The sequence below is a fragment of the Actinoplanes sp. NPDC019969 genome, from assembly GCF_055562375.1.
Window position 1 is genome coordinate 273,290 of sequence record NZ_JBVHFK010000004.1, and the last position, 25,976, is coordinate 299,265.

Annotated in this window: 21 protein-coding genes and 6 tRNA genes; 12 read left to right on the top strand and 15 right to left on the bottom strand. The window is 71.7% G+C overall.

From position 1 onward, the window contains the following. Positions 1 to 26 precede the first annotated feature (26 nt). Positions 27 to 1,379, bottom strand: coding sequence for an FAD-dependent oxidoreductase (locus ACZ3II_RS14615; protein WP_465518139.1), 1,353 nt, complete (start codon positions 1,377 to 1,379; stop codon positions 27 to 29). A gap of 1,226 nt (positions 1,380 to 2,605) precedes the next feature. Between ACZ3II_RS14615 and ACZ3II_RS14620 the strand changes: the two genes are divergently transcribed. Next, positions 2,606 to 5,797: an AAA family ATPase gene (locus tag ACZ3II_RS14620; protein WP_465518140.1), complete on the top strand. Its 3,192-nt coding sequence runs from the start codon at positions 2,606 to 2,608 to the stop codon at positions 5,795 to 5,797. A 534-nt stretch (positions 5,798 to 6,331) separates the two neighbouring features. On the opposite strand, the gene ACZ3II_RS14625 is transcribed toward ACZ3II_RS14620, so the two are convergent. Then, positions 6,332 to 6,622 carry a hypothetical protein gene (locus ACZ3II_RS14625; protein WP_465518141.1) on the bottom strand — a complete coding sequence of 97 codons (291 nt, stop codon included), beginning with the start codon at positions 6,620 to 6,622 and terminating at the stop codon, positions 6,332 to 6,334. A gap of 85 nt (positions 6,623 to 6,707) precedes the next feature. After that, complete coding sequence (locus ACZ3II_RS14630) at positions 6,708 to 6,911, bottom strand: cold-shock protein (protein ID WP_465518142.1); 204 nt, start codon at positions 6,909 to 6,911, stop codon at positions 6,708 to 6,710. Between the two features lie 277 nt (positions 6,912 to 7,188). Here ACZ3II_RS14630 and ACZ3II_RS14635 point away from each other — a divergent pair, with 277 nt between their 5' ends. Further along, a complete protein-coding gene (locus tag ACZ3II_RS14635) occupies positions 7,189 to 8,841 on the top strand; it encodes a Na+/H+ antiporter (RefSeq protein ID WP_465518143.1) in 1,653 nt (550 codons plus the stop codon). A gap of 573 nt (positions 8,842 to 9,414) precedes the next feature. On the opposite strand, the gene ACZ3II_RS14640 is transcribed toward ACZ3II_RS14635, so the two are convergent. From ACZ3II_RS14640 to ACZ3II_RS14655, 4 genes are all read right to left on the bottom strand, one after another. Next, positions 9,415 to 9,489, bottom strand: a tRNA-Val gene (locus tag ACZ3II_RS14640). Positions 9,490 to 9,503: 14 nt separating this feature from the next. Further along, positions 9,504 to 9,574, bottom strand: a tRNA-Cys gene (locus ACZ3II_RS14645). 38 nt (positions 9,575 to 9,612) lie between these two features. After that, positions 9,613 to 9,684, bottom strand: a tRNA-Gly gene (locus ACZ3II_RS14650). A 136-nt stretch (positions 9,685 to 9,820) separates the two neighbouring features. After that, positions 9,821 to 10,009 (bottom strand): hypothetical protein, encoded by a 189-nt coding sequence (locus ACZ3II_RS14655; protein WP_465518144.1) that lies wholly within the window; start codon positions 10,007 to 10,009, stop codon positions 9,821 to 9,823. A 246-nt stretch (positions 10,010 to 10,255) separates the two neighbouring features. Between ACZ3II_RS14655 and ACZ3II_RS14660 the strand changes: the two genes are divergently transcribed. Next, positions 10,256 to 10,777: a hypothetical protein gene (locus ACZ3II_RS14660; protein ID WP_465518145.1), complete on the top strand. Its 522-nt coding sequence runs from the start codon at positions 10,256 to 10,258 to the stop codon at positions 10,775 to 10,777. Positions 10,778 to 10,983: 206 nt separating this feature from the next. On the opposite strand, the gene ACZ3II_RS14665 is transcribed toward ACZ3II_RS14660, so the two are convergent. Further along, positions 10,984 to 11,406, bottom strand: a complete 423-nt coding sequence (locus tag ACZ3II_RS14665) for an acyl-CoA thioesterase (protein WP_465518146.1) — start codon at positions 11,404 to 11,406, stop codon at positions 10,984 to 10,986. 205 nt (positions 11,407 to 11,611) lie between these two features. On the opposite strand from ACZ3II_RS14665, the gene ACZ3II_RS14670 reads away from it, so the two are divergent. Further along, on the top strand, positions 11,612 to 14,680 hold the full coding sequence (locus ACZ3II_RS14670) for an AfsR/SARP family transcriptional regulator (protein WP_465518147.1): 3,069 nt from the start codon (positions 11,612 to 11,614) through the stop codon (positions 14,678 to 14,680). A 107-nt stretch (positions 14,681 to 14,787) separates the two neighbouring features. On the opposite strand, the gene ACZ3II_RS14675 is transcribed toward ACZ3II_RS14670, so the two are convergent. Next, the gene (locus tag ACZ3II_RS14675; protein ID WP_465518148.1) at positions 14,788 to 15,948 is read right to left on the bottom strand and encodes an oxygenase MpaB family protein; all 1,161 of its coding nucleotides are present in this window, start codon (positions 15,946 to 15,948) and stop codon (positions 14,788 to 14,790) included. A 240-nt stretch (positions 15,949 to 16,188) separates the two neighbouring features. Between ACZ3II_RS14675 and ACZ3II_RS14680 the strand changes: the two genes are divergently transcribed. Further along, positions 16,189 to 16,701, top strand: coding sequence for a hypothetical protein (locus tag ACZ3II_RS14680; RefSeq protein WP_465518149.1), 513 nt, complete (start codon positions 16,189 to 16,191; stop codon positions 16,699 to 16,701). 104 nt (positions 16,702 to 16,805) lie between these two features. Here the strand turns inward: ACZ3II_RS14680 and ACZ3II_RS14685 are convergent. The 3 genes from ACZ3II_RS14685 to ACZ3II_RS14695 form a co-directional block, all read right to left on the bottom strand. Beyond that, positions 16,806 to 16,880 (bottom strand) — tRNA-Val (locus ACZ3II_RS14685). Between the two features lie 14 nt (positions 16,881 to 16,894). Then, positions 16,895 to 16,965: transfer RNA gene (locus ACZ3II_RS14690), tRNA-Cys, on the bottom strand. Positions 16,966 to 16,994: 29 nt separating this feature from the next. Beyond that, positions 16,995 to 17,066, bottom strand: a tRNA-Gly gene (locus ACZ3II_RS14695). A 108-nt stretch (positions 17,067 to 17,174) separates the two neighbouring features. Between ACZ3II_RS14695 and ACZ3II_RS14700 the strand changes: the two genes are divergently transcribed. Further along, the gene (locus ACZ3II_RS14700; protein ID WP_465518150.1) at positions 17,175 to 17,744 is read left to right on the top strand and encodes a GNAT family N-acetyltransferase; all 570 of its coding nucleotides are present in this window, start codon (positions 17,175 to 17,177) and stop codon (positions 17,742 to 17,744) included. A gap of 39 nt (positions 17,745 to 17,783) precedes the next feature. Here the strand turns inward: ACZ3II_RS14700 and ACZ3II_RS14705 are convergent, their stop codons facing one another. Genes ACZ3II_RS14705 through ACZ3II_RS14715 form a run of 3 tightly spaced genes read right to left on the bottom strand, consistent with a single transcriptional unit; the run spans position 17,784 to position 20,699 of the window. After that, positions 17,784 to 18,509, bottom strand: coding sequence for an FAD:protein FMN transferase (locus ACZ3II_RS14705; protein ID WP_465518402.1), 726 nt, complete (start codon positions 18,507 to 18,509; stop codon positions 17,784 to 17,786). Positions 18,510 to 18,541: 32 nt separating this feature from the next. After that, on the bottom strand, positions 18,542 to 19,084 hold the full coding sequence (locus ACZ3II_RS14710; RefSeq protein WP_465518151.1) for an FMN-binding protein: 543 nt from the start codon (positions 19,082 to 19,084) through the stop codon (positions 18,542 to 18,544). Positions 19,085 to 19,115: 31 nt separating this feature from the next. Then, positions 19,116 to 20,699, bottom strand: a complete 1,584-nt coding sequence (locus ACZ3II_RS14715) for a ferredoxin reductase family protein (protein ID WP_465518152.1) — start codon at positions 20,697 to 20,699, stop codon at positions 19,116 to 19,118. A 155-nt stretch (positions 20,700 to 20,854) separates the two neighbouring features. On the opposite strand from ACZ3II_RS14715, the gene cbiE reads away from it, so the two are divergent. The 6 genes from cbiE (at position 20,855) to ACZ3II_RS14745 (ending at position 25,939) form a co-directional block, all read left to right on the top strand. Then, on the top strand, positions 20,855 to 22,087 hold the full coding sequence (gene cbiE / locus ACZ3II_RS14720; protein WP_465518153.1) for a precorrin-6y C5,15-methyltransferase (decarboxylating) subunit CbiE: 1,233 nt from the start codon (positions 20,855 to 20,857) through the stop codon (positions 22,085 to 22,087). Further along, positions 22,084 to 22,968, top strand: a complete 885-nt coding sequence (gene cobM, locus ACZ3II_RS14725; protein ID WP_465518154.1) for a precorrin-4 C(11)-methyltransferase — start codon at positions 22,084 to 22,086, stop codon at positions 22,966 to 22,968. Before cbiE ends, cobM begins: the two co-directional genes overlap by 4 nt. A gap of 24 nt (positions 22,969 to 22,992) precedes the next feature. Then, positions 22,993 to 23,718: a cobalt-precorrin-6A reductase gene (locus ACZ3II_RS14730; RefSeq protein ID WP_465518155.1), complete on the top strand. Its 726-nt coding sequence runs from the start codon at positions 22,993 to 22,995 to the stop codon at positions 23,716 to 23,718. Between the two features lie 53 nt (positions 23,719 to 23,771). Beyond that, positions 23,772 to 24,482 (top strand): hypothetical protein, encoded by a 711-nt coding sequence (locus tag ACZ3II_RS14735; protein ID WP_465518156.1) that lies wholly within the window; start codon positions 23,772 to 23,774, stop codon positions 24,480 to 24,482. A 305-nt stretch (positions 24,483 to 24,787) separates the two neighbouring features. After that, positions 24,788 to 25,111 (top strand): hypothetical protein, encoded by a 324-nt coding sequence (locus tag ACZ3II_RS14740; RefSeq protein ID WP_465518157.1) that lies wholly within the window; start codon positions 24,788 to 24,790, stop codon positions 25,109 to 25,111. 84 nt (positions 25,112 to 25,195) lie between these two features. Continuing rightward, positions 25,196 to 25,939 (top strand): SDR family oxidoreductase, encoded by a 744-nt coding sequence (locus ACZ3II_RS14745; protein ID WP_465518158.1) that lies wholly within the window; start codon positions 25,196 to 25,198, stop codon positions 25,937 to 25,939. Positions 25,940 to 25,976: the final 37 nt, after the last annotated feature.

Consider the following 25,976-nt stretch of genomic DNA (forward strand, 5'->3'; position numbering starts at 1 on the left):
TACCCCGGCAGCTCTTCCGCACTTCGTCAGTTCTCGCCGCGGCTGATCTTCGTCATCTCGTCGCGGTCGACGACCTTGATCCGCTTGCGGCCGTGCGGCTCGCCGAGCGCGATCTCGAACGCGTCCAGGATCTGCCAGCCGGCCCAGGTGGTGACCGGCAGGCCGCGCTGCTCCAAGTAGGTGACGACGGCGGCCGGGTCCTGCTCGGCGGCGGCCGGCAGCTTGTCGGCGTCCTCGAGCAGGCTGGCGACGGTCTCGCCGGAGCAGCCCTTGGTGTGGCCGATCAGGCCGACCGGGCCACGCTTGATCCAGCCGGCCACGTACATGCCGGGGATGTGCTCGCCGTCCAGGTCGATGACCCGGCCGGCGACGTGCGGGATGGTGCCGGTCTTGGTGTCGAACGGCAGGTCGGGCAGCGCCGAGCTGAGGTAGCCGACGGCCCGGTAGACCGCCTGCACGTTCCAGTCGGTGAACTCGCCGGTGCCGCGCACCCAGCCGTCGCCGGTAAGCTCCTGCGTCTCGGTGCGCAGGCCGACGACCTTGCCGTCGGAGCCGAGCACCTCGACCGGGGCCTGCAGGAAGTACAGGTGCAGGCGGCGCGGGCGGTCCCGCGGGTCACGGACGGCCCAGTTCTGCAGGATGTCGACACACATCTTGATGTGCCGGGTCTGCCGCATCGCCTCGAGGCTGGCCTCGTCGAACTCGATGCCCTCGGGGTGGACGATCACCTCGACGTTCGGCGAGTGGTCCAGTTCGCGCAGTTCCTGCGGGGTGAACTTGACCTGGCCGGGACCGCGCCGGGAGAACATGTGCACGTCGGTGACCGGGCTGTTCCTCAGCGCCTGGTACACGTTGTCCGGGATCTCGGTGACCAGCAGCTCGTCGGCGGTCTTGGCGAGGATCCGGGCGACGTCGATCGCCACGTTGCCGGCGCCGATGACGGCGACCTCCTTGGCCTCGAGCGGCCAGTCGCGCGGCACGTCCGGGTGGCCGTTGAACCAGGAGGCGAAGTCCGCGCCGCCGAAGCTGCCCTGCAGGTCGATGCCGGGAATGTCGAGCGAACGGTCCTTCTCGGCGCCGGTCGAGATGACCGTGGCGTCGTAGAAGCGGCTCAGCTCCTCCGGCTTGACGTCGTTGCCGTACTCGACATTGCCGATGAACCGGATCCGCGGGTTGTCCAGAATGCGGAACAGGGCGTTGACGATCTCCTTGATCCGGGGGTGGTCGGGCGCCACGCCGTACCGGATCAGGCCGTAAGGGGTCGGCAGCTTGTCGAAGATGTCGACGGTGACCGTCTCCGATGCCTTGATCAGATGGTCGGCGGCGTAGATACCGGCCGGGCCGGCTCCGATGACGGCAACTCGCAGGGGGCGGTTCATGGTCGCTTCCTAACTCGCGCTTCGGATCCGTCAGCCAAGATCGACGGCAAACGTAGCGACTTTAAAACCTCAACCTAGGTTTAGATCAATGCGACCCTGGTCACCAAAGCGCCCAAAACGGACTTAGGGCAGCCTTACGCAGGCCGCTGAGCTGCGCAAACACCCAAATCTGTGTAACAGGTCTCCCTCTCACCCCACAGACTGAATCCTAGGACCACCCGTCACCCACACGGACATCCCCAAAGATCACCCAGACCGGCCCGCCTTGAGTCACCTGAGAACCACCGCCCACCCCGTCGCGACAAGCACCGTAGACAGCGGTGGTCGGTTGCGTCTGTTTCCCGCCCTTTTGGGACGTCGGCGTCCATCCCTCGGCAGGCCGAGGCCCCAACAACAGCCGGACGGCCCGTCCACTGGCGGGCCGTCCGGCTCAGCCCCGCCCTCCGGCTGGTTGTCATGGCCGTCTCAACCGCCCCGAGACAGCCATGACAACCAGCCAGCCAAGATCCACCGTCGAACGGGGGTTCTCCGAGGGCTGGCACGTCGCGCGCTTCGCCCCGGCGACACCGCGACGGCCGGGCGTGCGCTCCCGCAGCAGAGCTGCCACGCGGCCGATCTCGGGGATCTGGCATCAGGGCGGGGCGCACAAGATCGGCATCCTGCTCGAACCTGTGCATTCCGGTTCGGGAAACCGGCGCCTCCGCCCCAAGATCGCAAGCCTTGGCGATCTTGGGGCGGGGAGACCGGTGCGCGCTGCACAAGATCTGCGAAGCGACGGCCGGTTCTGGTTGCCGACTGCTCAAAATCGCTACGTCTGCGCCATCGAGATCGCGGCCGACGAGACGCGGGGTCGCGGGGTCGCGGGGTCGCGGGGTCGCGGGGTCGCGGGGTCGCGGGGTCGCGGGGTCGCGGGGTCGCGGGGTCGCAGACAACGAGTCACGGCCGACGAGACACGGGGTCGCGGACAACGAGTCACGGCCGACGAATCACGGGGTCGCGGCCGACAAGTCACGGCCGACGAGTCGCCGGGCGCGGTTAACGAGTCGCAAGGGGCGGTAACCGAGGCTGGTCGGCCGTCTCGACGGGAAGGCGAGGAAACGTGGCCGCTCCGGATGGTGGGAGCACTTTCGGGGATCGATGATCACGGGCGTGAGCCCACACGGCGGCACGGAACCGTTCGCATAGTCTGCTGTGGTCATCCACAGTGCACTCGGCGGGGGGAACCGATGAGCGGTGTCGTTCACGTCGCGCCGGGGTGGGCGGGGCATCACCAGACGATTCTGTCGGCGGTGTCGGCGGCGGCGCCCGGGTCGACGATCGTGCTGGCGCCCGGGGACTACCACGAGGGCATCCGGATCTTCGCGGCGCTGCGGATCGTGCCGGCCCGGGGCAGTGGGACGGTTCGCTGGTCGTCGGGGCAGGGGCCGGTCGTCGAGGTCACCGGTGGCGCGGTCGCGATCTCCGGGCTGCACCTGACCGCCACCGACCGGAACAACGGCGGGATCGTGGTGGGCGGCGGCGAGCTGACCCTGGAGGACTGCGAGGTGCAGGCGGCCGGTACCGCGGTGTACGTCTCGGCCGGCCGGGTCACCGTGCGGCGCTGCGGGATCCGGTCCAGTGAGGCGAACGGTGTGCACGTGGTCGGCGCGGCCGGTCTGGTGGACCGGTGCACGATCGGGCCGGTCGGCTCGGCGGTGGTGGCCGACGGTGGCGCGGTGGACGTGACCGGCTGCACCGTGCGGGATCCGCGGGGCAACGGGCTGTACTGGCGCAACGGCGCCACCGGCACCTGCTCGGATGTGGACGTGACCGGCAGCCGGCTGCCGGCGATAGCGGTGGAGAGCGGTGCGCGGCCGACGATCCGCCGGGCCCGGCTGCACGACCTGCCCGGTCAGGCGATCATGGTGAGTGCCGCGGCCGGTGTGTTCGAGGACTGTTCGGTCGAGCGGTCGGCCTCCGACACCGCGATCCATCTGCGGGAGCGGGCCACCACGCACTTCGACGACCTGCGCCTGACCGGTGTCGCCACCGGGATCTCGGTGCTGAGCGGCGCGGCGCCCACCATGCGGCGGGTAACGGTGACCGGCGGCACCGGGCAGGCTCTGGCGGTGGCCGACGCGGGCGGCGAGTACTCGCAGCTGACGATCACCGATCTGCGGACCAGCCTGCCGGCGGTCGGGGTCGGCGGGGTCGCGTCCGAGGTGCGGCTGGAGACGGTACGGATCAGCGACGTCCGTACCGCCGTCGGTGTCCAGGACGGCGCCGTGACCGTGCACGACCTCACCGTGGAGGGCGCCGCCGACACCGGTGTGGCGGCGGTCGGTGCCCGGCTCACCGGCACCGGGTTCCGGATCTCCGGCGCCCTGGTCGGGCTGTTCGCCGAGCGGACCCGGCTGTCGGTGGCCGGCGCCGTCGTCAGCGGCGGCAAGACCGGGCTGTTCGCCGGCGAGGGTTGTACCGGTGACCTGATCCGGGTGTCGGTGACCGATCAGCGTGGGACCGGCCTGCTGTTCGCCGACTGCGGCGCCCTGGCGGTGGCCGAGTGCACGGCCACCGGCAACGGCGACGACGTGGTGCTGACCGGCACGCCCCGGGTGACGTTCACCGGTCACACCGGTCCGCTGCCGGAGCCCGGCGGCCAGGAACCCGGAGCCCGGCGGCCCGGCGACCCCGAATTCGGCGGCCGGAAACCCGGAGCCCAGCGGCCTGGCGACGCGGAGTCCGGGCCGGGCCGGCCGTCCGTGGCGGATCAGCCGGTGACCAGCCTGGAGGTGGCGCTCGCGGAGCTCGACGCGATGATCGGGCTGGGCCATGTGAAGACCGAGATCCGCCGGCTGGCGGACCTGATCGAGCATCAGCGCCGCCGGGAGGCGCAGGGCCTGCCGCGCGGGGTCACGCACCGGCACCTGATCTTCGCGGGGCCGCCGGGGACGGGCAAGACGGAGGTGGCGCGGCGGTACGCGGCGATCGCCTCGGCGCTCGGGGTGATCCGGCGCAACCACGTCGAGGAGGTGGACCGGTCCACTCTGGTCGGTTCGGTGATCGGTGAGACGGAGAAGCTGAGCCGGGCGGCGTTCCGGCGGGCCCGGGGCGGGGTCCTCTTCATCGACGAGGCGTACGCGCTGGCCGCTGACGACGGTTCGAGCCGGGACTTCGGGCGGCACGCCGTCGAGACGATCATGAAATTGATGGAGGATCACCGGGACGACACGGTGGTGATCGCGGCCGGCTACCCGAACGAGATGCGCAAGCTGATGAACAGCAACCCGGGGCTGCGGAGCCGGTTCGGGGCGACCATCGACTTCCCGAACTACACGCCGGCGGAGCTGGTCGAGATCGTGGCGAAGTTCGCCGCCGACGAGGAGTACACGGTGCCGGCCGACACCGCGGTGGCGCTGACCACGGCGCTGTCGCAGCTGGCCCGGACGCCCGGGTTCGCCAACGCCCGGGCGGCACGGCAGGTCTTCCACGACATGAGGCAGAGCCTCGCCGATCGTACGATCAAGGAAGACGCTCGGGACCGTGACTCGCTGACGACCTTGCGCCCGGAGGATGTCGCCGCGGCGGGCCGGGCCGCGGGCATCGCCGTCGGCGTCGGCGTGGTCGATCAGGCGGAGGTGACCCGCCTGCTCGCCGAACTGGACGCGCTGGTCGGGCTGTCCGAGGCGAAACAGGAGGTGGCCACCCTGGTCGCCCAGGTGGAGCTGGCGCAGCACCGGGCGGCGCACGGCATGGCGGTCCAGCCGCTGAGCCGGCACCTGGTCTTCATCGGGCCACCGGGCACCGGCAAGACGTCGGTGGCGCGGATCTACGGCAGGCTGCTCACCGCGTTGGGCGTGCTCGCCAACGGCGCCGTGATCGAGGTGGGCCAGGCCGATCTGGTGGCCGGTTTCGTGGGGCAGACCGCACTGAAGACCAGGGCGAAGTTCAGCGAGGCGCGGGGCGGTGTGCTGTTCATCGACGAGGCGTACAGCTTGACCCCGCACGAGGGGCCGGGCTCCGACTTCGGCCGGGAGGCGATCGAGACGCTGATCAAGCTGATGGAGGACCACCGGGACGAGGTGGTCGTGGTGGCCGCCGGATACCCCGACGAGATGGCCCGTTTCCTGGCCGCCAACACCGGTCTGGCCAGCCGGTTCCGGCCGCCGATCCGGTTCGAGCCGCACACCGACGAGGACCTGCTGGAGATCTTCACCAGGATGGCGGAGGAGCAGGACTACACGATCGCCCCGGAGACCCGGACCGCGCTGCGCGCCCATCTGGCCGGGCTGCGGCGGGACCCGGGGTTCGGCAACGCCCGCGCCGTACGGCAGATCCTCGAGCTGGCCACCGGACGGCAGGCGCTGCGGCTGCGCGGCGCGACGGTCACCCGGGAGGCGCTGACCACCCTGCTGCCGGAGGATGTGGTGGCGCCCTGACCGCCGGCCGGTCCCCGACCGAGCTGGAGCTGGTCCGGCTGCGCAAGGGCCGCGGCGTCCTGGCCGACGGCCGAAGATCGCCGTGTGCGCCCACGACTCGGATCCGCGAACCGGTGCACCGCAGGAGGCCCGCTTCGCGCTACCGTTGACCCGCGCCGTACGGACCACTGCCCGTCTGCGCCGAAATCGCTACCCCGGACCCTGGTGGCGCTGTCAGCCATTCCAGGAGCAGCGATGAACCAGTACGGTCCCGCGGGGTTCGCCGGCGCACGCCCCGGCTATGCCTGGGACCTGATCCGCATCCACGGCCCAGACCTCAACAGGTTGTGCGGTGCCGGCCCGGCACTCATACCCGCTGTAGCAGGGATCGGCACCCAGCGACGGCGCGTCACCGGACTCCAGCTCATCGAACGCGCTTGTACCAGCATGGATACCACCGGCACCCGAATGAGGCTGAGCTACTCCAGCACCAACCCCTCTGATCACCGCCGGAGAAATCCAGCGACCTGACGTCCGGGTTCAAGTTCGGTCAGGTCAGCGGCCTGACGGCGTTACCGTGCTGGCCATGACGGCGAAGGGGTGGCGTAGCCGGCGCATGGCCGTCTCGCCGCGGTCCGCGGCACGAGGGGCCGGACCCGGGTCCGTGGCGGCGGCAGCGAGAAACGATGCGCCGGTCTTGCTGCCGTCGTCGGCAGTGACCGATCGGCGGAAACGCGGGATTCCGGTGAGGGTGTCCAGCGCGGGCGCGATGGTAACGATCGTGGTGATGTAAGTGCTCCTGGGGACGGCACGGCGAAAAAGCACGTGTGGCTGGTCACGGAACATCACCAGAATGAACCGCTAGATAGATTGAGGAAATGCCGAACGGCGGCCCGCTGAACCAGTCGGGCCGCCGTTCGAGGATCGCAGGTCAGAGCGAGCGAATGTTCTCCGCCTGCAGGCCCTTCTGACCCTGGGAGATGTCGAATTCGACGCGCTGGTTCTCCTCAAGGCTGCGGAAGCCGCTGGCCGAGATCGCGGAGAAGTGGGCGAAGACGTCGGCACCGCCGTCGTCCTGGGTGATGAAACCGAAGCCCTTGTCCCCGTTGAACCACTTCACGGTACCTGTCGTCATGTCTGCTCCTTCGCAGGCTTGCAGGGGCCGCACCGTGCGGACCCTGACGCCGCCGCGTTGATCACCCGCGCCGGAACCGACACGCAAAAAACGAAAGCGCCTGCACGGATCACAAAATCCATGAGGCGCCGAAAACGTCTAAGGAAATCAAAACTGCAACCGGGCAACCGTAGCACGGAAATTACTGGTTTCCACCCGGATTCCGCGCGGACCCGGACGCCACGGTTCCAACTCGCCGGTTTTCGCTGTTCGCGGGCGGGTCCGCGAGGATTGGCCGGTGAATGTCGAGTCGGTTCTGGTCTTTGTCCTCGCCGCGGTCGCCGTGGTCGCCGTGGTGCGCTGGATCGCGGCGCGGACCGGGCTGCCCGCCGCCGCCCTGCTGCCGATCATCGGTATCGGGTACGCCTTGCTGCCCGGCCCCAACATCGCCCTCGAGCCGCACATCATCCTCACCCTCGTCCTGCCGCCGCTTCTCTACAGCGCCGCCCTGGACTCCTCGATGCTCGCGATCCGCCGCAATCTGACGACGGTGGTGAGCCTGTCGGTCGTTCTGGTCCTGATCACCGCCCTGCTCATCGGTCTGGGCTTCGCCTGGCTGGTGCCCGGGGCGACCCTGGCCGCCGGTGTCGCGATCGGCGCGGCCGTCGCACCACCCGACCCGGTAGCCGCGCTGGCCGTCGGCCGCAGGGCCGGGCTACCGCCACGCATCATCACGGTGATCCAGGGCGAGGGACTGCTCAACGACGCCACCGCCCTGACCATCCTGGGCGTAGCCGTCGCCGCGGCAACCGGTGACGGCTTCTCCGCGCCCACCGCGCTGGGCAGATTCCTGATCGTCGCCACCGGCGGCGCCCTCGTCGGAGTACTGACCGCTTTCCTGGTGCGCCTGCTGTCACGGCCCCTGAGCGCGGATCCGATGCTGGCCAACGCGGTTTCGCTGGCCACCCCGTTCGGCGCCTACCTCCTGGCCGAGCACATCCACGTCTCCGGTGTCCTGGCGGTGGTCGTCGCCGGGCTGATCGTCGGGCACCACACGCCACGATCGGCCTCCGGCGCCGGGCGACTGCAGACGAGCGCCGTCTGGAAACTGGTCGACTTCCTGCTCGAAGGCCTGGTCTTCCTGCTGATCGGCCAGCAACTACCACAGGTGATCGACGGGCTGGCGGGATACGACACCGCAACCGTGGTAACCGCGGTCACCGTCACCGTGGGTGTCGTCCTGCTGCTGCGACCACTGTGGCTTCTGCTGACCCTGATCCTGCCGGCAGCACTGCTCCGCGCACGCCCCCGCAGCGGCCGCCCCCGGGCGACGGAACCCACACGATGGTCGGCAAGGGAGGTCGTCGTGCTCAGCTGGGCCGGAACCCGGGGAGTCATCAGCCTCGCCGCGATCTTCACCCTGCCACTGACCACCGATACCGGGGCCGACTTCCCCGCTCGGGACCTGCTGCTGTTCTGCACCTTCGTCGTCGTACTCGTCACCCTCGTCGGCCAGGGCCTCACCTTCGCACCGATCGTCGGCCTGCTCGGGCTACGCGCGGACAACAACGATCAGGCCCAACTGCGTAACGAAGCCCGATCAGCGTCGGTACGGGCAGCCCTCACCGCACTCGACGACCTGGAGCAACAGGAACACGACGACATCAGCGCCCCCGTCATCGAAACGATGCGCCAGCAACTGCGTGCCCGGCTCGACCGCTACCAGGACCGCATCGTGCTCCTGCGCGCCAACGACGACACGACCGGCACGCCGATCTCACCGCAATACGAGGCCGCGCTGCACGTACGCCGCGTGGTCATCGACGCCCAACGCGACGAACTGCTGTGCTGGCGCGACGCCGGACGGCTACCCGACGAAGGCCTGCGCGTCCTCGAGCGCGAACTCGATCACGAAGAGCGGCTGCTCCCGGACCGACCGACTCGCAGGTGAACCTCACTACAGCGGGTCCGGTCGCCCTCTCGTCCACACCCGCGCAGCGATGAGGCCGAATCCCGGCGGAGCCCCGCCTCACCGAGGACCACATGACAAACGGTTCTCACAGGAGAAGACCGCACTGGTCGGGGTGTGAGACCCGCACCGCCCCGATCATCCAAGGCCTGCATCTGCACGACCTCCGCCATACACACAAAACCTGGCTCATCGAACACGACATTCCCGAGGTAGCCCAAGCCCGCCGACTCGGCCACCGCCTACCCGGCGTCCGCGGCATCTACAGCCACGTCACCCCGGCAATGACGACCCGCATCACCAACTGCCTCCAAGCCCGCTGGCAGGCCACTCACACACCCCCACCGGCCGCAACCGCACGTTGGCACGCGGCTTGATGAACATCGGACCTCGTAACACCGATCCAGCGGCCGCCCGGTCACCCACGGGAGCAGACCACCGAGCCGTATCACCCTAGATGATCTTGCGCTCCCACAACGCTCCCATCGTAAGGAGCACAACGCCAACGGCCCGTTACCAGAATCCCGGTAACGGGCCGTTGAACTGCATAAACTCTGGTGGGCGATACTGGGATCGAACCAGTGACCTCTTCCGTGTCAAGGAAGCGCGCTCCCGCTGCGCCAATCGCCCCGCACTGTAAAGCGAGGTGGAGACGGGATTTGAACCCGTGTACACGGCTTTGCAGGCCGTTGCCTCGCCTCTCGGCCACTCCACCGAGGCGGCCGATGCAAGGATCAGCAACAGCCTTCTCCGAGCGGAAGACGGGATTCGAACCCGCGACCCTCACCTTGGCAAGGTGATGCGCTACCACTGCGCCACTTCCGCTTGTCTCTCCGGCGTTTCCCCCGGCGACGGATGAAACATTAGCCGAGCCTCCCCGGCCCTGCCAAAGCACCCCCCGACTTCCGGGTGAACGCGCTGGTCAGAGCCCCTGCACCGGTCCGGCAGGGGCGGCTGTCGACTAGTGGCTCCCGCCGAGCAGCCGGCGGACCTCGGCGACCAGCTCGGCCTGGAACGCGGCCACGCTGCCGTCGACGACACCGACCCGGTAGTCCTGTCCGGTCTCCGGATGATCGGCGCGGATCCGGTCCCGGTGGCCGGCTTCGCCGTCGGCGTGACCGGCGGTGTACGCCAGAAATGCATCTTCCATGGGGGCCTCCTCGAACACGGGCGACAATCTCGCACGTTCCGGGGCCGTCGCAATACCGGTCGCCCGTCGGAGGAGATCCAGCCGGTCCGGCAGCGGGCATCAGCCGTCCGAACGGGTCGATCACGCGGCCGGGGTGCCGCGCGACTCCGCGGACCGGGCGGACAGCGCGCTCCTGGCCGGGACACAGAACCCGCACAATCTTCCTCCGCACGATGGTCTCCGCCGACGCAGCCCAGGAGGTCACCGATGACAGCGGACAACCAGCTCACCACCGCTTCCCCGGCGGAGACGACAGCCGCCCGGGATCCGTGGGCGCCGCCCACGGAGCCGATCCCCACCGCCCCGGCGAAGCCGGCGGAGGACGCGCCACCGGTCACTGCCGAACTGATCGCCCCGCCCGTGCCCGCCGCGGGATCGACCGACTCGAACGGTCCGCTTCCCCCGGCCGGGCCGCCGGCGCCGCAACCGGCCGCGCGCAAGCCGAAGAACCCGAAGCTGACCCTGATCGCCGCCGTCCTGGTCACCGCGATAGCCAGTTCCGGCATCACCGCCGCCGTCATGTCCGCGATCGGCGCCACCCCCACCGAGCAGAGCACCCAGCAGGGCGGACCCGGCGGTGGCAGGTTCGTCGGTGGTGGCGGTCCGGGCGGGACGCAGGGTGGCGGCATGCGCGGCACGCCGGACGGCACGCAAGGCAGCACGGATTCCGGTACGGGTACGCAGCCCGGCTCCGGCACCCAGCAGCAGGACACCGGCACCGGCACCTGACCCCGAAGCACTCCTGAAGCCGAAGAAGCCGGGCGGTTCCGGCTGGCCGTGGGGGCTGTCTCGGCGTTGCCGAGACAGCCCTGAGAACCAGCCGGGGGTGACCGGGACGGCATGCATGGCCCGCACCCGCCGGACGGTCGTGAGGGAACGCCTGCCGTGGCCGCCGCGAGTCACGGGACGCCGCGTGGCCCGTACCGGAGAAGGGTTCAGAGGTTGATCGCGGCCGGATCGGAGGCCAGGGACCGCAACCGCCCGGCCGGGTCGGGGACCAGCCGCCGGGTCTCCCGGTCCAGCACGCCCGCCACCCCGGTCACCGTCGCGACCGGGGCGCCGTCGGCGCGGGTGTACTCCTGCTCGACCCGGAACGTCTTGCCCTCGCCCCACAGGAACCGGCAGGTCACGTCGACCTCGTCGCCGGCGCGCAGCTCTTTGAGATAGCGGATGGTGGTCTCCAGAACGACCGGCCCGATCCCGGCCGCCGCGAGGGTGCCCGGGCCCAGGCCGGCGGCGAGGAAGCACTGCCAGCGGGCGTGTTCGCCGTACTGCAGATAGACCGCCTGGTTCACATGCCCCTGAAGGTCGAGCTCGTAGCCACGAACCGCGATACGCACCTGGAACAGGTCTGCCATGCCCCGATCGTGGCACAGAGCGAACCCCGGAGAGGGCCCCGTGGCTGCCGTATGACAAAGGCGGTGACGAGAAGCACGCCGCCTCCGCTGCTGCGGATCACCCGGCTGATCGGCGCGGCGGGCGGCAGATGAGATCGACATAGACGGTGACGACTCCCCCACCTAGGCTTGGCCGGCGCGAACGTCCGTGTCGGAGGGGGGTGTGGTGCGGTTCCGGCTTCTGGGCCCGGTGGAGGCAGCCGAGGGGGAACGGGTCGTCGCGCTGGGCGCTCTCAAACAGCGGCATCTGCTCGCCGCGCTGCTCTTCGACGGCGGGCACCCGGTCACCTTCGAGACGCTGATCGACCGGCTGTGGGGCGACGAGCCGCCGGCCGACGCCCGGGGCGCGCTGTACGGTTACGTGGCCCGGTTGCGGCGGGTCGTCAAGGACAGCGCCGGTGTCACCCTGGTCCGCTGGTCGGGCGGCTACACCCTGCAGGTCCCGTCCGGCTCGGTCGACCTGTACCGCTTCCGTGAGCTGATGGAGCTGGCCCGCAGCCGGTCCGGCGGGGAGCGGCTGGCCGCGCTCGACGAGGCGCTGACGCTGTGGCGGGGCGAGGCGCTGGCCGGGCTGCCCGGCGAGTGGGCGCGGCGCACCCGGGAGAGCCTGGAGCAGCAGCGGGTCACGGCGCTGGCCGAGTGGGCGGCGGTGGCGGTGGTCCGCGGCCGGCACGCCGAGGCGACCGACCGGCTGACCGCCGCGCTGGCCCGGGACCCGTTGAGCGAACCGCTGATCGCGGCGCTGATGCGCGCGCTGCACGCGTCCGGCCGTACCGTCGAAGCTCTTGATCTCTTCGCCCGGTCCCGCAACCGGATCATCGACGAGCTGGGCGCGGAGCCGGGCCCGCTGGTGCGGGAGGCGCACACCAGCGTGTTGCGGGAGCCGGCCGCGGAGAGTGAGCCGGCCCGCCCTTTTCTGCTGCCGCCGGATCTGCCGGATTACACCGGGTTCGACCGGCAGGTCGCCGGCACGGTGACGGCGCTGCGGTCCGGTGGCAGCCCGGTCGTGGTGGTGTCCGGGCAGGGTGGCGCCGGGAAGACGGCGTTCGCGGTGCACGTGGCGCACGCGGTCCGCGACCACTATCCGGACGGCCTGCTGTTCCTGAACGTGGGCGGCGCCGATCCGCTCGAGCCGGCCGAGGCGCTGAGCCGGCTGCTGCGCATGCTCGGTGTCGTCGACGCGGACGCGCAGGGCCGCTCCGACCTGCGGGAACGTGAAGCCCGGTACCGTGCCGAGCTGGCCGGCCGCCGGGTGCTGGTGGTCGTCGACGACGTGGTCAGCGCCCGGCAGGTGCATCCGTTCCGGCCCGGGGACGCCGGGTCGGCGCTGCTGGTGACCAGCCGGAACCGGCTCGCCACGGTGCCCGCGACCAGCCGCGTGGAGCTGCCGATGATGTCGGTGGCGGAGGCGTCGGCGCTGCTGACCCGGGTGATCGGCCCGGAGCGGGCGGAGGCCGAGCCGGGTCAGACGGCCCGGCTGATCGCCTTGTGCGCCCGGCTGCCGCTGGCGGTTCGGGTGGCCGGGGCGCGGCTGGCGGCCCGGCCGCACTGGGCGGTCGGTCAGCTCGCCGACCGGCTCGACGACGAGCGGCGGCGCCTGGACGAGCTGGCCATCGACGACCTGGAGGTGCGGGCCGGGCTGGCCGTCGGCTATCGCGGGCTGACCCCGCGGGCGCAGGCCGCGTTCCGGGCGCTCGGCTGCCTGGACCCGCCGGTGCTGACCGCGGTCACCGTGGCCGCGCTGCTGGACACCACCCTGGACGAGGCGGACGACCTGGTCGAGGAGATCACCGACGCGCGGCTGCTGGACGTGGTCGGCGCGGACGGGCCGTTCACCCTCTACCGGATGCACGACCTGGTCCGGCTCTACGCTGGGGAGCTGGCCCGGGCCGATCCGCACGCGCTGCGGGCCACCGTCACCGGCGCGGTGACCACGCTGCTGCGGCTGGTCGAGCATCTGGCGCAGCAGTTGCCGGTGGCCACCCCGCGGCTCTACCACCCGGCCGGTCTGCCCGAGCCGGATCCGCGGTGGACGGCGACGATCGCCCGGATGGATCTGCCGAGCTGGTTCGACGACGAGGAGCCGGCGCTGATCGCCGCGGTGGAGCGGGCCGCCGCCCTGGACCTGGTGGCCCCGGCCTGCGGGCTGGCGGACGCGCTGGTGTTCGCGTCGTTCGCGGCCCGCAACAACTTCGACGGCTGGGAGCGTACGCACACCGCGGCGTGCGCTGCCGCCGGCCGGGCCGCGGACACGCTCGCCGAGGCGGCGATGGAATGCGGCACCGGCCAGCTGCGGTACGCCCAGGACCGGTTCCCGGAGTCGCGGCGGCACTTCTCCCGGGCCGCCACGCTGTTCGAGGCGGCCGGGCACGACCGCGGGCTGGCGGTGGCGGTGAACGGTCTCGGCACGGTCAGCCGGGAGCTGGGCGAACACGCGACAGCGGTGCCGCTGCTGAACCGGGCCCGGCGGATGCTGGAACGGCTCGGCGACGACGCCGGGGTGGCGCACGCCCACTACGGGCTGGGATACGCGCACCGCGAGGCCGGCGACGACACGGTGGCGCTGGAGCACTTCGCGGCGGCGCTCGAGCGGTATCGCAAGCTCGGACACCGGCGCGGCGAGCTGATCTCGATCCGCGGTGTCGGCCTGGTGCACCGGGCCCGCGGCGAGCTGGCCGAGGCGGAGGCGCACTGTGCCGCCGCGCACCGGATCGCGGTGGAGATCGGCGAGCGGCATCTGGCCGCGTACACCGCGCAGGCCCTGGCCAAGGTGTGGATCCGGCAGGGTGATCCGGAACGGGGCCGGGAGCCGCTGCGGACCGCCCTGATCGCCACCGGCGCGCGGCGGGACGGGCTGGGGACGGCGCTGGTCACCCGGACGCTCGGCGAGCTGGAGCTGGCCGCCGGGCGGACGGCCGAGGCGACCGCCCTGCTGTCCTCGGCTGCCGCCCAGTGGCGGGCCATCGGCATGGATCTCGGCCTGGCCCGCACGCTGCGGGATCTGGGCGCGGCGCGCCGGGTGGCCGGCGATCACGAGGGCGCGCACCGCGACTGGGCGGCCGCCGCCGAGATCTTTCAGAGGCTGGGGGTACGCGAGAACGCCGAGCTGACCGCGTGGCGCGCCGGTTTCGGCTGCTCCTGTGACGCGGCGACCGTCGCGGCGGCCCGATGGACGGTGCAGGACGCGGAAGGTGCGGGGCCCCCCTTGTGTAACCCCGCACTTCCCACGTCCTGAGGTGGGGAACGTCGAAACAGGCACCCGCCAGCGCATCGCGTCGTCGTCCCGTACGGCACCGGCGACAGCCTGTCAGTCCTTCCTGCCGTCTTTCTGGCACGTTTCTGTCAGTGGATCTCCAGCGTCGCTCCCCAGCGCCGGAACTGGGCGTGGGCCTGCCGTTCGGAGCGGGCCAGCAGCCGGGCACGGCCGCCCGGCAACCGGCCCAGCCCGTGACTGACCAGCAGGTTCGCGGCGATCCGGGTGAGGCCGTACCAGGGTGGGCGGTACGGCAGCCGGAGATCGCGCATCGCCGCCCGGCCGAGCAGCCAGCAGCTCACCGACAGGGCGCGCTCCCGTTCGTACGCCCGCCGCCACCCCGTCGTCACGTCGTCGGTCATGGTGATCAGGGCACGGGCCAGGGCGACGCTGTTGGCGTCCGGCGGCGGATCGTTGGCCAGGAAGTGGTAGAGCAGCCGGCGGCCACGGCGCTCGGTGTGCGGCAGCCACCGCTCGTCCACACCCATCAGCCAGCCGACGTAACTCCACAGGTGCATGACCGCGCGGGCGTCGGCGCGGGACACCCGTACGCCCAGAAGCCGTAGGTGGAGCAGGAAGCTGGTACTGAAGACACCGAGGGTGCTGGCCTGGTCGTACTGGTTGATCGGCGTGCCCCGCAGCTCCCGGTCCCAGGTGGGGTCGGCGGCCAGCCGGGCGTTGACCAGCGCGTGCATGACGCGGACGTGCAGTGTCATCCGGAAGCCCGGGCCGTCCGGCGCCATCCCGCCGGGCGCGGTGACCGCCCGCCACCACAGCGACGTCTCCTGGATCCGCCGCAGCGACTCGCCGCCGGTCAGCCGGCCGGTGCGCACCAGCGGCTCCAGCGCGGCCGCGGTCCGGTAGCCGCCGAGCAGCGACCCGTACGCCAGGACCAGTCCCGCGTCCATCCCGAACGCCCGGCACGCCTCGGCGCCGCGGGCCAGCAGCGCGTCGTCGACCCAGTCGGGCCGCCGGGAGACGGTGTCGTAGAAGGCGCGCATCGCCGCCGGCCCGTCCGCGGAGGGGCCGGCGGCGAGCGCCCGGTGCAGCTCGTTCGGCGGCACCGCCGCGATCAGACCGGCGGCCAGGTCGTCCTGCCGGGTCAGCCCGGCCTGGAGGGCGGCGATCTCCTCCGGCGTGGGGGCCGCCCCGGGCCCGGCGACCAGTCGCAGCGGCCGGGCGGCCCGCTCCGCCCAGATCTTGTCCATCGCGAACCGGCGGGGCACCCGCATATCGGCGTGCGTCGTCATGATTCGACGATACGAGACCCGGCGTGTGGATCTCGGTCGCTGGTCAGCGGTTGCCGGCGACGACGGTGGTGACCGGGGCGCCGGAAAGCGTGCCGCCGAGATGGAGGCCGCCTCACCAAAGGGTGGTTCGCGCCCCCGCAGGCCGGACGTACCGGTGATGGCACTCTCCCGTGGCGTCCCGACCGTGGCCGTGCTCGTTGAGCACCGAAAACCGTCGTGCCGCACAGAAAGCACAGGCCCTTGCGCATCACTCAGAACGGCGACAACAACCGGAACGACATCGACAACAGCCGGCGGACCTCGATCCGGGTCGGCAGCTTCGACCTCGGACTGGGCCAGATCGCGGTGGCGGTAGCGGTGGTCGTGGTGGGCGGCGGTGGAGCCGCCGCCGTCGTGACACAGGACGACAAGCCCGCCGTCGCCGAGGCGGCGCCCGCCCCGGAGGTCGTGCGGGCCGCCGGGACCTGGAAACTCGACGGCACACAGCGGGCCGGCATGTTCCGGGTGACCGAGGGGACCCTGACGATCAGTCAGGAAGCCGTCTACCGCTTCGGCGTCACCATGGCGATGGAGGGCATGCCCGCCCCGGCGAGCGGAAGCTGCGGCGGCGAGGTCACCGCGCGGGCGCAGACCCTGGTCTTCACCCCGTTCGAGAACTCCGGCGAGAGCTGCCGCACCTTCACCGCCGAGATGGCCGGCACGACGATGACGCTCGGCGTGGGCGACGACTCCGTCCGTTTCCGCCGCGCCTGAGCGCCGGCGCCGCGCCCGGCCGCCCGCCGGGCGCGAACCCACGGAACACCTGCCGGAACGACAGCAGCCGGACACCCATCGGGCATCCGGCTGTCTGGTCGAAATGGTGGGCGATACTGGGATCGAACCAGTGACCTCTTCCGTGTCAAGGAAGCGCGCTCCCGCTGCGCCAATCGCCCCGCACTGTCAAGCGAGGTGGAGACGGGATTTGAACCCGTGTACACGGCTTTGCAGGCCGTTGCCTCGCCTCTCGGCCACTCCACCGAGGTGACCCCGCGTTCAAGGCCGCTCCGAGCGGAAGACGGGATTCGAACCCGCGACCCTCACCTTGGCAAGGTGATGCGCTACCACTGCGCCACTTCCGCTTGTCTCTCCGGCGTTTCCCCCGGCGACGAGAGAACTTTATCCGGTCCCCCCGCAAAGCTCCAAACCGGGGGTCCCGGCGTGTCGCGCGACGGGTCATCATGGGCGGCGTGGAGATCACCAAGTGGTACCTGGAGCAGGACTCCCCCGACCAGATCCGCGCTGCTCAGGAGCCGGGGACGCCGGTCGCGGTGATCCGGGCCGAGGTGCCGAGCCCGGAGCTGAGCCGTTACCTGTACACCGCGGTCGGCGGCGACTGGCACTGGACCGACCGGCTGCCCTGGACCTGGCAGCGCTGGAAGGACTACCTGGATCAGCCGGGCGTGGAGACGTGGGTCGCCTACCTGCGCGGCACCCCGGCCGGCTACATCGAACTGGACGGCCACGAGCCCGGCGAGGTCGAGATCGCCTATTTCGGCCTGCTGCCGCAGTTCACCGGGCAGGGCCTCGGCGGCCACCTGCTGACCACCGGCCTCCGGCACGCCTGGAACCTGCCCGAACGCCACCCCGGCCGGCCGCCGGTCAAGCGCGTGGTCGTCAACACGTGCAGCCTGGACGGTCCCGCCGCCCTCGCCAACTACCGCTCCCGCGGCATGCGCGTCTTCCGCACCGAGACGATCCCGCACGACCAGGCGGCCACTCCCGGTCCCTGGCCGGGCGCGGTCACCCCAGTGTGTTGACTTACGCCGAACAGTCCACCCGAAATCAACACGCGGGGTTCACGCGACCGGCAGGCCCGGGGAGGTGAAGGCGCGGCCGTCGTCGGTGACGACGGCCGACTCGTAGCCCTCGGCGACCCGCTTCGCCAGCCAGGACAGTCCCGGCTCCCCCATCGCCAGGGCGGCGGTGGCGTACGCGTCGGCGACCGCCAGATCCGGCCCCGTGACGGTGACCGACCGCAGTCCGGCGGCGGGCCTCCCGGCCACCGGGTTCCAGACGTGCGCGCCCCGCTCGTACGTCCCCGAGGTCGCGACCGCGCCGTCGGTGACCGCGAGCACCCAGGCGAGCTTGTCCGCCTCCCAGGGGTGGCGGACGCCGACCCGCCAGGGCCGCCCGCCCGGCCCGGCGCCGCGCATCCGGATGTCGCCGCCCGCGCCGATGTGGTGCCGCACCGAACCGGCCTCGGCGAGCCGCCGGGACGCCACCTCGACCGACCAGCCCTTGACGTATCCGGACGGGTCGAGCGGGCCGCCCGCGTACGCGTCGAAGTATCCGTCGGTGTCCCGCCACAGGTCCGCGCACCGGTCCAGCACGAACCGCAGATCGTCCGAGCAGTCCTGCAGCCGCAGCGCGCCGTCACGGAACCGGCACACCTCGCTGTCCGGCTTGTAGGTGCTGAACCTGGCGTCCACCTCGTGCAACCATGCGCACGTCGTGCCGATCAGCTCCCGGAGGCGGGCGTCGGGAAGGTCGTCGGCCAGCTCGATGCTGACGACCGTACCCATGACCTCTTCGACGTGGCGCACGAACCGGAACCCTACGCGCCGGCCTTGTCCAGCGCCGCCTGAAGCGACTCGGTGTAGGACTGGCTGGTGAACGTCGCGCCGGAGACGGCGTCGACGTCGGCGCTCTGCGCCTTCAGCGTGGCCGCGTTGAGTTTCTCCACGGCCTTCGGGTTGATCGTGCCGCTGAACCCGTCGGTCGGGGCGGTCGCGTTCGCGCTGGAGATCTTCCCGCCACTGATCTTGATGGTGACCTGGACCGTGCCGTACGGGTTCTGCACGGCCTTGCCCTTGTAGGTGCCGGCCTTGAGCCCGGCCTCCTCCGCCTCCTGGGTCTTCTCCCCGGCGGGAGCAGCAGGCGCGGTCGTCTTCTTCCCGCCGGCCGGCTTCTTGGTGCCCGCCGGCGCCGGGGCGGCGGTCGCCTCGCCGCCCGCCTCGTCGATCTCGGGCTCCTCGGCGGCGGCGCCGTTCGCGGCGGCGGCCACCGGCACGGCCGCCGGCTGCACGCTCAGCCGGACCCCGAGGATCAGGGCCGCGCCGGTCAGTGTGCCGAGGGCGGCTGCGGTACTACGTCGCATCGGGAAACTCCTAGATCCGTGAGGGAACGGGTCAGAACTCGAAGGGGTCCAGGTGCAGCTGGCTCTCCGGCACGTCGAGCTGCTTGAGCGTGTCGACGGCCGCGTTGACCAGGCCGGGCGGGCCGCACAGGTAGACGTCACGGCGGTTCACGTCCGGGACCAGGCCGCGCAGCCCGTCCGGGGTGAACAGCCGGCGCGGGCCGGGGTCGTTACGGCCGCCGACGATGTAGCGCACCCAGGCGTCCCGCTGCTCGGCCAGATCCTCCAGCTCGGTGCGGAAGACCAGCTCGTCCGGACGGCTCGCCCGGTAGATCACGATGGTGTCCGGCGGCATGTCCTCGAGCAGGGCGCGGATCGGGGCGATGCCGCTGCCGCCGGCGATCAGAAGGGCACGGCGGCGGGTACGGCGTTCCGCGGTGAACGTCCCGAACGGCCCCTCCGCCCAGATCGGCGTGCCCGGGCGCATCGTGGCCAGCTTGCGGGTGTGGCCTCCGGCGATCGTGACGGTGAGCCGCAGCCAGCGCGGGTTCGGGGCCGCCGACAGCGAGAACGGGTGCGACTGCCACCAGCCGTTCGCCGTCAGGAACCGCCACCGCATGAACTGCCCGGCCTGCACCGGGAGCCTGTCGAGCCGGTTGCCCTCGATGTAGATCGAGAACGTGTTGGCGCCCTCGCTCACCACCTCGGCCACACTGAACCGGTGCCGGGCGTTGAGCCACAGCGGCTCGACGACGCGGCCCCAGAACAGCGCGGCGATCGTGATGCAGCCCAGCGCCGGCCAGAACACCGAGGCGAACTTCCCGCTCATGTCGGCGCCGGCGGCGATCTGGTGGCCGTACCCGAGGAGCAGCACCGCGTAACTGCTCAGGTGGATCAGGTGCCACAGCTCGTAGTTGAGGACGTTGCGGATCGCCCGGATCGAGATCAGCGCGATGAACACCAGCAGGCCGGTCGCGATCGTGGCGCTGATCATCTCCGGGAACGTGGTGATCACGGTCCAGCCCTGCTCGATCACGCCGGTCTCGGCGGTGAGCGCGTAGCCGTACACGATGAAGACGATGTGCGCGACCACGAAGGTCAGCAGCGAGGTGCCCAGCCAGCGGTGCCAGCGCAGCAGGTCCCGGGACCCGACCCACTCCTCCAGCCAGGACACCCGGCTCATCATCAGCAGCTGGATGAAGAGCAGGTAACCGCCGATCAGGCCGGTCACCCGGCCGGCCGCGATCATCATGGTGGGGGTGTCGGCGACCGCCCCGGCCTGGGTGTTGAACAACCACAGCGCGACGCTGGTGGCCAGGCCGGAGAAGAACAGCAGGACGGTGAAGAGCCGGTTGCCGCTGGTCGACTCGCCGGGCGGGCGCTCGTCCGGGATCGGGACGCCGGCGCCGGCCTTCCAGCCGGTCGGGTCGGTCTCCGAGGACACCACGATGTCGCCGCGGCGGTAGTTGTCGGGGGCGGCGTACGGCTGCCCGTACTGGGGCTGTTGTTGCTGCTCCGGCCACGGCGGCAGGGACGGGCCGTCCCAGCCCTGACGGGGGGCGTCGTCCCGGAGGTCGGAGAAGTACCGATCGTCGTCGGGTAGCTCCCGTTGATCCCGGAAAGCCGGAATAGTCAACGTCCTCACCTGCTCAGCAGTCGTCTCACGGCGCCTGCCACCCCTGCGGCCGACGTGACGACCCGTGCGCGGAAAGGCCGTCATGGTTGGGTACGCGCATCACGCCGAGTTGGCTCAACGAGATCAGAAAAATCCCGAAGACTAGGTTCTTCGGAATGCAACCTCAGCAGTTGGTCACGGTGATCGGCATCGGCGCGGGTGGCTGGCCGGACCTCTCCGGTACGGCCCGGGCCGCCCTGCTCCGGTCCGAGGTGGTGTTCGGCAGCGCCCGCCAGCTCGGGATGCTCGCCACCGACCACGACGTCCGGCGTGTCCCGTGGCCGTCCCCGCTGCTCCCGGCGCTGCCCGGGCTCCTCGAGGCGGAACGCGGACGGCGGGTGTGCGTGCTCGCCAGCGGTGACCCGATGTTCCACGGCATCGGCGCCACCCTGGTCCGGCTGCTCGGCGCGGAGGCCGTCCGCGTGCTGCCGCACCCGTCGTCGGTGTCGCTGGCCGCCGCCCGGCTCGGCTGGGACCTTGCCGGCGCCGACGTGGTGAGCCTGGTCACCGCTCCGGTCGAGACCCTGAACCGGGTGATCAATCCCGGACGCCGGATCCTGGTGCTGTCGGCCGGCGCGCACACCCCGGCCGCGGTCGCGGAACTGCTCGTCAGCCGCGGGTACGGCGCCGCCGGAATGACCGTTCTGGAACAGCTCGGCGGGTCCGGGGAACGGGTCGTCACCGGAACCGCCGACGGCTGGGTGCTTCCCGACGGCGACCCGCTCAACGTGATCGCGATCGACTGCGGCGACGGGCCGGCCACCAGCGTCGTGCCCGGGCTGCCCGACACCTCCTTCGCCGGCGACGGGCAACTGACCAAACGGGAGATCCGGGCGGTGACCCTGGCCTCGCTCGCCCCGGCGCCCGGCGAACTGCTGTGGGACATCGGCGCCGGCTCCGGCAGCATCGGCATCGAATGGATGCGCGCCCACCCGTCCTGCCGGGCCGTCGCCGTCGAGTCCTCGGCCGAACGGGTCGCGACGATCACCGCGAACGCCGCCGCCCTCGGCGTACCCGGCCTGCGCGTCGTCCACGGCCGGGCCCCGGACGTCCTCGACGGGCTCCCCCAGCCGGACACGATCTTCATCGGCGGCGGGCTGACCCGCGACGGCGTCCTGGACCGCTGCCTCGCCGCGCTGCGCCCCGGCGGCCGCCTGGTCGCCAACGCGGTGACCGTCGAATCGGAGGCGGTACTGGCCGGCGCCTACGCGAGACACGGCGGCGAACTGAGCCGGATCACCGTACAACGCGGTTCCCCGGTCGGCGGATTCACCGGATGGCGCTCCTTCATGCCGGTGACCATCTGGTCCGTCGTCCCCACCACCGTCCCGGAGGATTTGCCACGATGACCGTCCACTTCATCGGCGCCGGCCCCGGCGCCGCCGACCTGATCACGCTGCGCGGCCACCGCCTGATCGCCGCGTCCCCGGTCTGCCTCTACGCCGGCAGCCTGGTCCCCGCCGAACTCCTGGACGCCTGCCCACCCGGCGCCCGCAAGATCGACACCGCGAACCTGAACCTCGACGAGATCATCGCCGAGATGGTCGCCGCCCACGAGTCCGGCGCCGACGTCGCCCGCCTGCACTCCGGCGACCCGTCGGTGTTCAGCGCCGTCGCCGAACAGATGCGCCGCCTCGACACCGCCGGCGTCCCCTACGACGTGACACCCGGCGTACCCGCCTTCGCCGCCGCAGCCGCCACCCTGGCCCGCGAATTCACCGTCCCCGAAGTCGCCCAGACCGTCATCCTCACCCGCACCGCCGAACGCGCCACCGCCATGCCACCCGGCGAGGACCTGGCCACCCTCAGCGCCAGCCGCGCCACCATGGTGCTGCACCTGGCCGTCCAGCGCATCGACGCGGTCGCCGCCGAACTCGTCCCCGGTTACGGGCCGGACTGCCCGGTCGCGGTCGTCGCCCGCGCCTCCCGCCCCGACGAACTCGTCATCCGCGGCACACTCACGGACATCGCCGCCAAGGTCAAGGCCTCCGGTGTACGCCGTACCGCGGTGATCGTCGTCGGCGCGGCCCTGACCGCCGCCCAGTTCCCCGACAGCCACCTGTACTCCACCACCCGCTGCCGCCCCGACCCGCTTCCCCCGGCTGAATGCCCCAGCGCCCCGCCCGGTCGCCCTCAGAACCAGCCGCAATTCACCAGCCGACCGCCGGGCGCTCCGCGGGCAGCAGGCCTGTGCTCGGGCGGCGAGGAGGCCGGGGGCCTCTGCCCGTGAGTGCGGCTCGGCGAGAATGCCCGGGTGAGAGTGCTGGTGCTGGGTGGGACCACGGAGGCACGGCGGCTGGCGGGGCTGGTCGCCGGGGAGTTCGCTGTGGTCAGTTCGCTGGCGGGGCGGACACGGGAGCCGCTGATGCCCGCGGGGGAGGTACGGATCGGTGGGTTCGGTGGGGTGGCGGGGCTCGCGGCATACCTGCGGGACTCCCGGATCGACGTGGTGGTGGATGGGACGCATCCGTTCGCGGCGGCGATGAGTGGGCACGCGTTCGAGGCTTGTGCGGCGGTGGGCGTACCGCTGCTGGTCCTGCGAAGGCCGGGCTGGACCGCCGGGCCGGGCGATGAGTGGCACCGCGTCGCGTCGCTGGCGGAGGCGGCGGAATCGCTGCCGCGGCAGGGACGGCGGGTGTTCCTGACCACCGGGCGGCAGGGCATCGGGGTGTTCGCGGGGCTGGACGACTGCTGGTTCCTGGCGCGGTCGGTGGAGCCACCGGAGGCGCCGATGCCGCGGCGGATGGAGGTGCTGCTCGATCGGGGGCCGTTCACCGTCGCGGGGGAACGGGAGCTGATCGTCCGGCATCGCATCGACGTCGTCGTCACCAAGGACAGCGGTGGCTCGGACGCCAAGCTGGTCGCGGCCCGTGAGCTGGGGATTCCGGTGGTGATGGTGGATCGCCCGGTGTCTCCGGCGGCGGACACGGTGTCCACGGCGGACGACGCGGCGGCGTGGCTGCGGCGGCGGGCGCGCTGAAACACGACAGTCTGTGAGCTGCGCGACGAGCCATGCGGTGCGACGCTCGGAACATGGCCGGCCACGCTCTGTACGCCGAACTCGCCGCCGTCCGTGCGATGGCCGCCGACGGGCTGACCGGGATCGATGCGGCCGGTGACAGCGGGCAGGTGTGGGTTCGTACAGCGTGTGCCCGGCTGTCCACGTTCGACAGCACGCTCACCGAGGCGGCGGGGGTGCCGGCGGGGCCGGTGCAGGTGGGTGTGGTGTCGCTGGTGACGTTTCTGGTGGTGTTCGGGTCGGCGGCTCTGGCGGGGGCGGTGGGGTTCGGTCCGGCGGGTGTCCTCGTTGTCTGCGCGGCGGTGTCGGCCGTGATTCTCGCGGTGTCGCCGTGGGTGGCGCGGCGTGCCCGGTTCGCGGTGGGCCACCGGCGTCTCGCCCGCGCGGCGGATCTCCGGACGGCGCCGGCGCCTGCGGCCCCAGGAGCCACACTGTCGCCGTTGGAGCCGCCAGCAGCGGATGCGGGGGTCACGGCGGCCGAACGGTCGGCGGCGGCGGTCGAGCGGCTGGCGGCGGTTGCGGAAGGGCTCTATCGGGCGCGGGTACGGCTGGTGTCGGCGGGCCTGCGGCAGGTGAGGCCGGGGAACTGGACGGTCGCCCGGCTGCGGCGCGAGTTTCGCGACGATCCGGTGGTTCGTCACCTCGCCTACGCTGATCAGCTGCTCTGCCAAGCCATCGACTGTCTCGAACGGCACCTCGAGGACGCCCGGAAGGACCCGGTCTGATGGCTTTCTGGCGGTCCCGGGCGGCGGTACGGGAGGACCCGTTCTCCGGTGAGGCGGTGCCGCGGCTCGCCCGGATAGAGCGCGACCTCGATGCCGTGATCATCGATGCGCAGAGTCGGGACTGGACAGCGGATAGGCCGGATCATGTGGGCTTCGCCCGATGGGGCCAGGTCCAGCAGCAGATCCGAACGGCAGCGGGAAGGGCAACGCCGGGAAGGGTGACCAGAGGCGGGACGGCCCCGGGACCGGTGAGAGCGCTACGGGATCCGGTGACGGCAGTGGCCGGGGGCGCTTCCGGGGCTCTGGTGACGCTGGTGCTGGCGGTGGTGGGCTGGCCCGCGGTGGCCCGGCCGGCGCCGCTGGCGGTGACCGGCGTCGTGGCGGTCTGGGTGGCGCTGACCGTGGCGGCCGTCGTGCGGCGTCTGCGGCGCCGCTGGGACGGCGACGATCACGGTGGGGCGGCGCCGATCGACGACGTGTACCGGTACGCGGCCTTCCGCCGCCGGATCGCGGCCTGCGCTGCCGTCGCCCGCGGGCACCGGTCCTATCGCCGCCGGTCCGCCGCGATGGATCTGGAGTACGCCCTGGACTGGCTCTCCGCTGCCCAGAGCGAGCTCCCCCGCCGCTGATGTCACATTCCGCCGGGCTGTCTCGTCCATGTTCCGGCCCCGCCGCGGCGGGGCGAACGGCACGCGAGTGGAGGAGAGCGGAAGATGCGGATCGTCGTGGTGGGTGGGACCGGGCAGACCGGTCGGCTGCTGGTCGAGGCGTTGCGGGACCGTGGTCACGAGGTGGTGCCGGCGTCGCCGTCGACCGGGATCGACGCGTTCAGCGGGGTGGGTCTCGAGGAGGCGCTGACGGGTACGGACGTGGTCGTCGACGTGACGAACACGCCGTCGCGGGACGAGGCGGCGGCGACCGAGTTCTTCCGGGTGACCTCGGAGAACCTGACGGCGGCGGGTGGCAAGGCGGGTGTGCGGCACCACGTCCTGCTGTCGATCATCGGGTTGGAACAGGGATCAAACCTGCCCTACTACCGGGCGAAGCTGGCGCAGGAGGCGGCCGTCCGGGCCGGCGGGGTGCCGTGGACGATCGTGCGGGCGGCGCAGTTCTTCGAGTTCCTCGGGACGCTGCTGCAGGCGAACACCGAGGGCGACGAGATCAGGATGGGACCGGTACGGGTTCAGCCGATCGCCCTGACCGACCTGGTGTCGCGTCTCGCCGTGATCGCCGAGGCGGAGCCGGCCGGCGGGACGGTGGAGGCGGCCGGGCCGGAGGTGTTCGCGATGGACGAGGTCGGCCGCCGGCTGGCCGCGCCCGGGCAGCGGGTGACCGGTGACGGCAGGCCGTTCTTCGGCGCCGACATCCCGGTGGACGCGCTGGTCGCCGGCCCGTCCGCCTACCTGGGACCGACCACCCTGACCGCCTGGCTCGCCACGAACGGGCCGGCGAGGTAACGAACCGGTGAGAAAGCACCGGGCCGGAGAAGGACTG

Bases quoted from the DNA above. Each gene is read 5' to 3' on its own strand.
- ACZ3II_RS14615 (WP_465518139.1), bottom strand. From the start codon at position 1,379: ATGAACCGCCCCCTGCGAGTTGCCGTCATCGGAGCCGGCCCGGCCGGT.
- ACZ3II_RS14620 (WP_465518140.1), top strand. From the start codon at position 2,606: ATGAGCGGTGTCGTTCACGTCGCGCCGGGGTGGGCGGGGCATCACCAG.
- ACZ3II_RS14625 (WP_465518141.1), bottom strand. From the start codon at position 6,622: ATGTTCCGTGACCAGCCACACGTGCTTTTTCGCCGTGCCGTCCCCAGG.
- ACZ3II_RS14630 (WP_465518142.1), bottom strand. From the start codon at position 6,911: ATGACGACAGGTACCGTGAAGTGGTTCAACGGGGACAAGGGCTTCGGT.
- ACZ3II_RS14655 (WP_465518144.1), bottom strand. From the start codon at position 10,009: ATGGAAGATGCATTTCTGGCGTACACCGCCGGTCACGCCGACGGCGAA.
- ACZ3II_RS14660 (WP_465518145.1), top strand. From the start codon at position 10,256: ATGACAGCGGACAACCAGCTCACCACCGCTTCCCCGGCGGAGACGACA.
- ACZ3II_RS14665 (WP_465518146.1), bottom strand. From the start codon at position 11,406: ATGGCAGACCTGTTCCAGGTGCGTATCGCGGTTCGTGGCTACGAGCTC.
- ACZ3II_RS14675 (WP_465518148.1), bottom strand. From the start codon at position 15,948: ATGACGACGCACGCCGATATGCGGGTGCCCCGCCGGTTCGCGATGGAC.
- ACZ3II_RS14705 (WP_465518402.1), bottom strand. From the start codon at position 18,509: ATGGGTACGGTCGTCAGCATCGAGCTGGCCGACGACCTTCCCGACGCC.
- ACZ3II_RS14710 (WP_465518151.1), bottom strand. From the start codon at position 19,084: ATGCGACGTAGTACCGCAGCCGCCCTCGGCACACTGACCGGCGCGGCC.
- cbiE (WP_465518153.1), top strand. From the start codon at position 20,855: ATGCAACCTCAGCAGTTGGTCACGGTGATCGGCATCGGCGCGGGTGGC.
- cobM (WP_465518154.1), top strand. From the start codon at position 22,084: ATGACCGTCCACTTCATCGGCGCCGGCCCCGGCGCCGCCGACCTGATC.
- ACZ3II_RS14735 (WP_465518156.1), top strand. From the start codon at position 23,772: ATGGCCGGCCACGCTCTGTACGCCGAACTCGCCGCCGTCCGTGCGATG.
- ACZ3II_RS14745 (WP_465518158.1), top strand. From the start codon at position 25,196: ATGCGGATCGTCGTGGTGGGTGGGACCGGGCAGACCGGTCGGCTGCTG.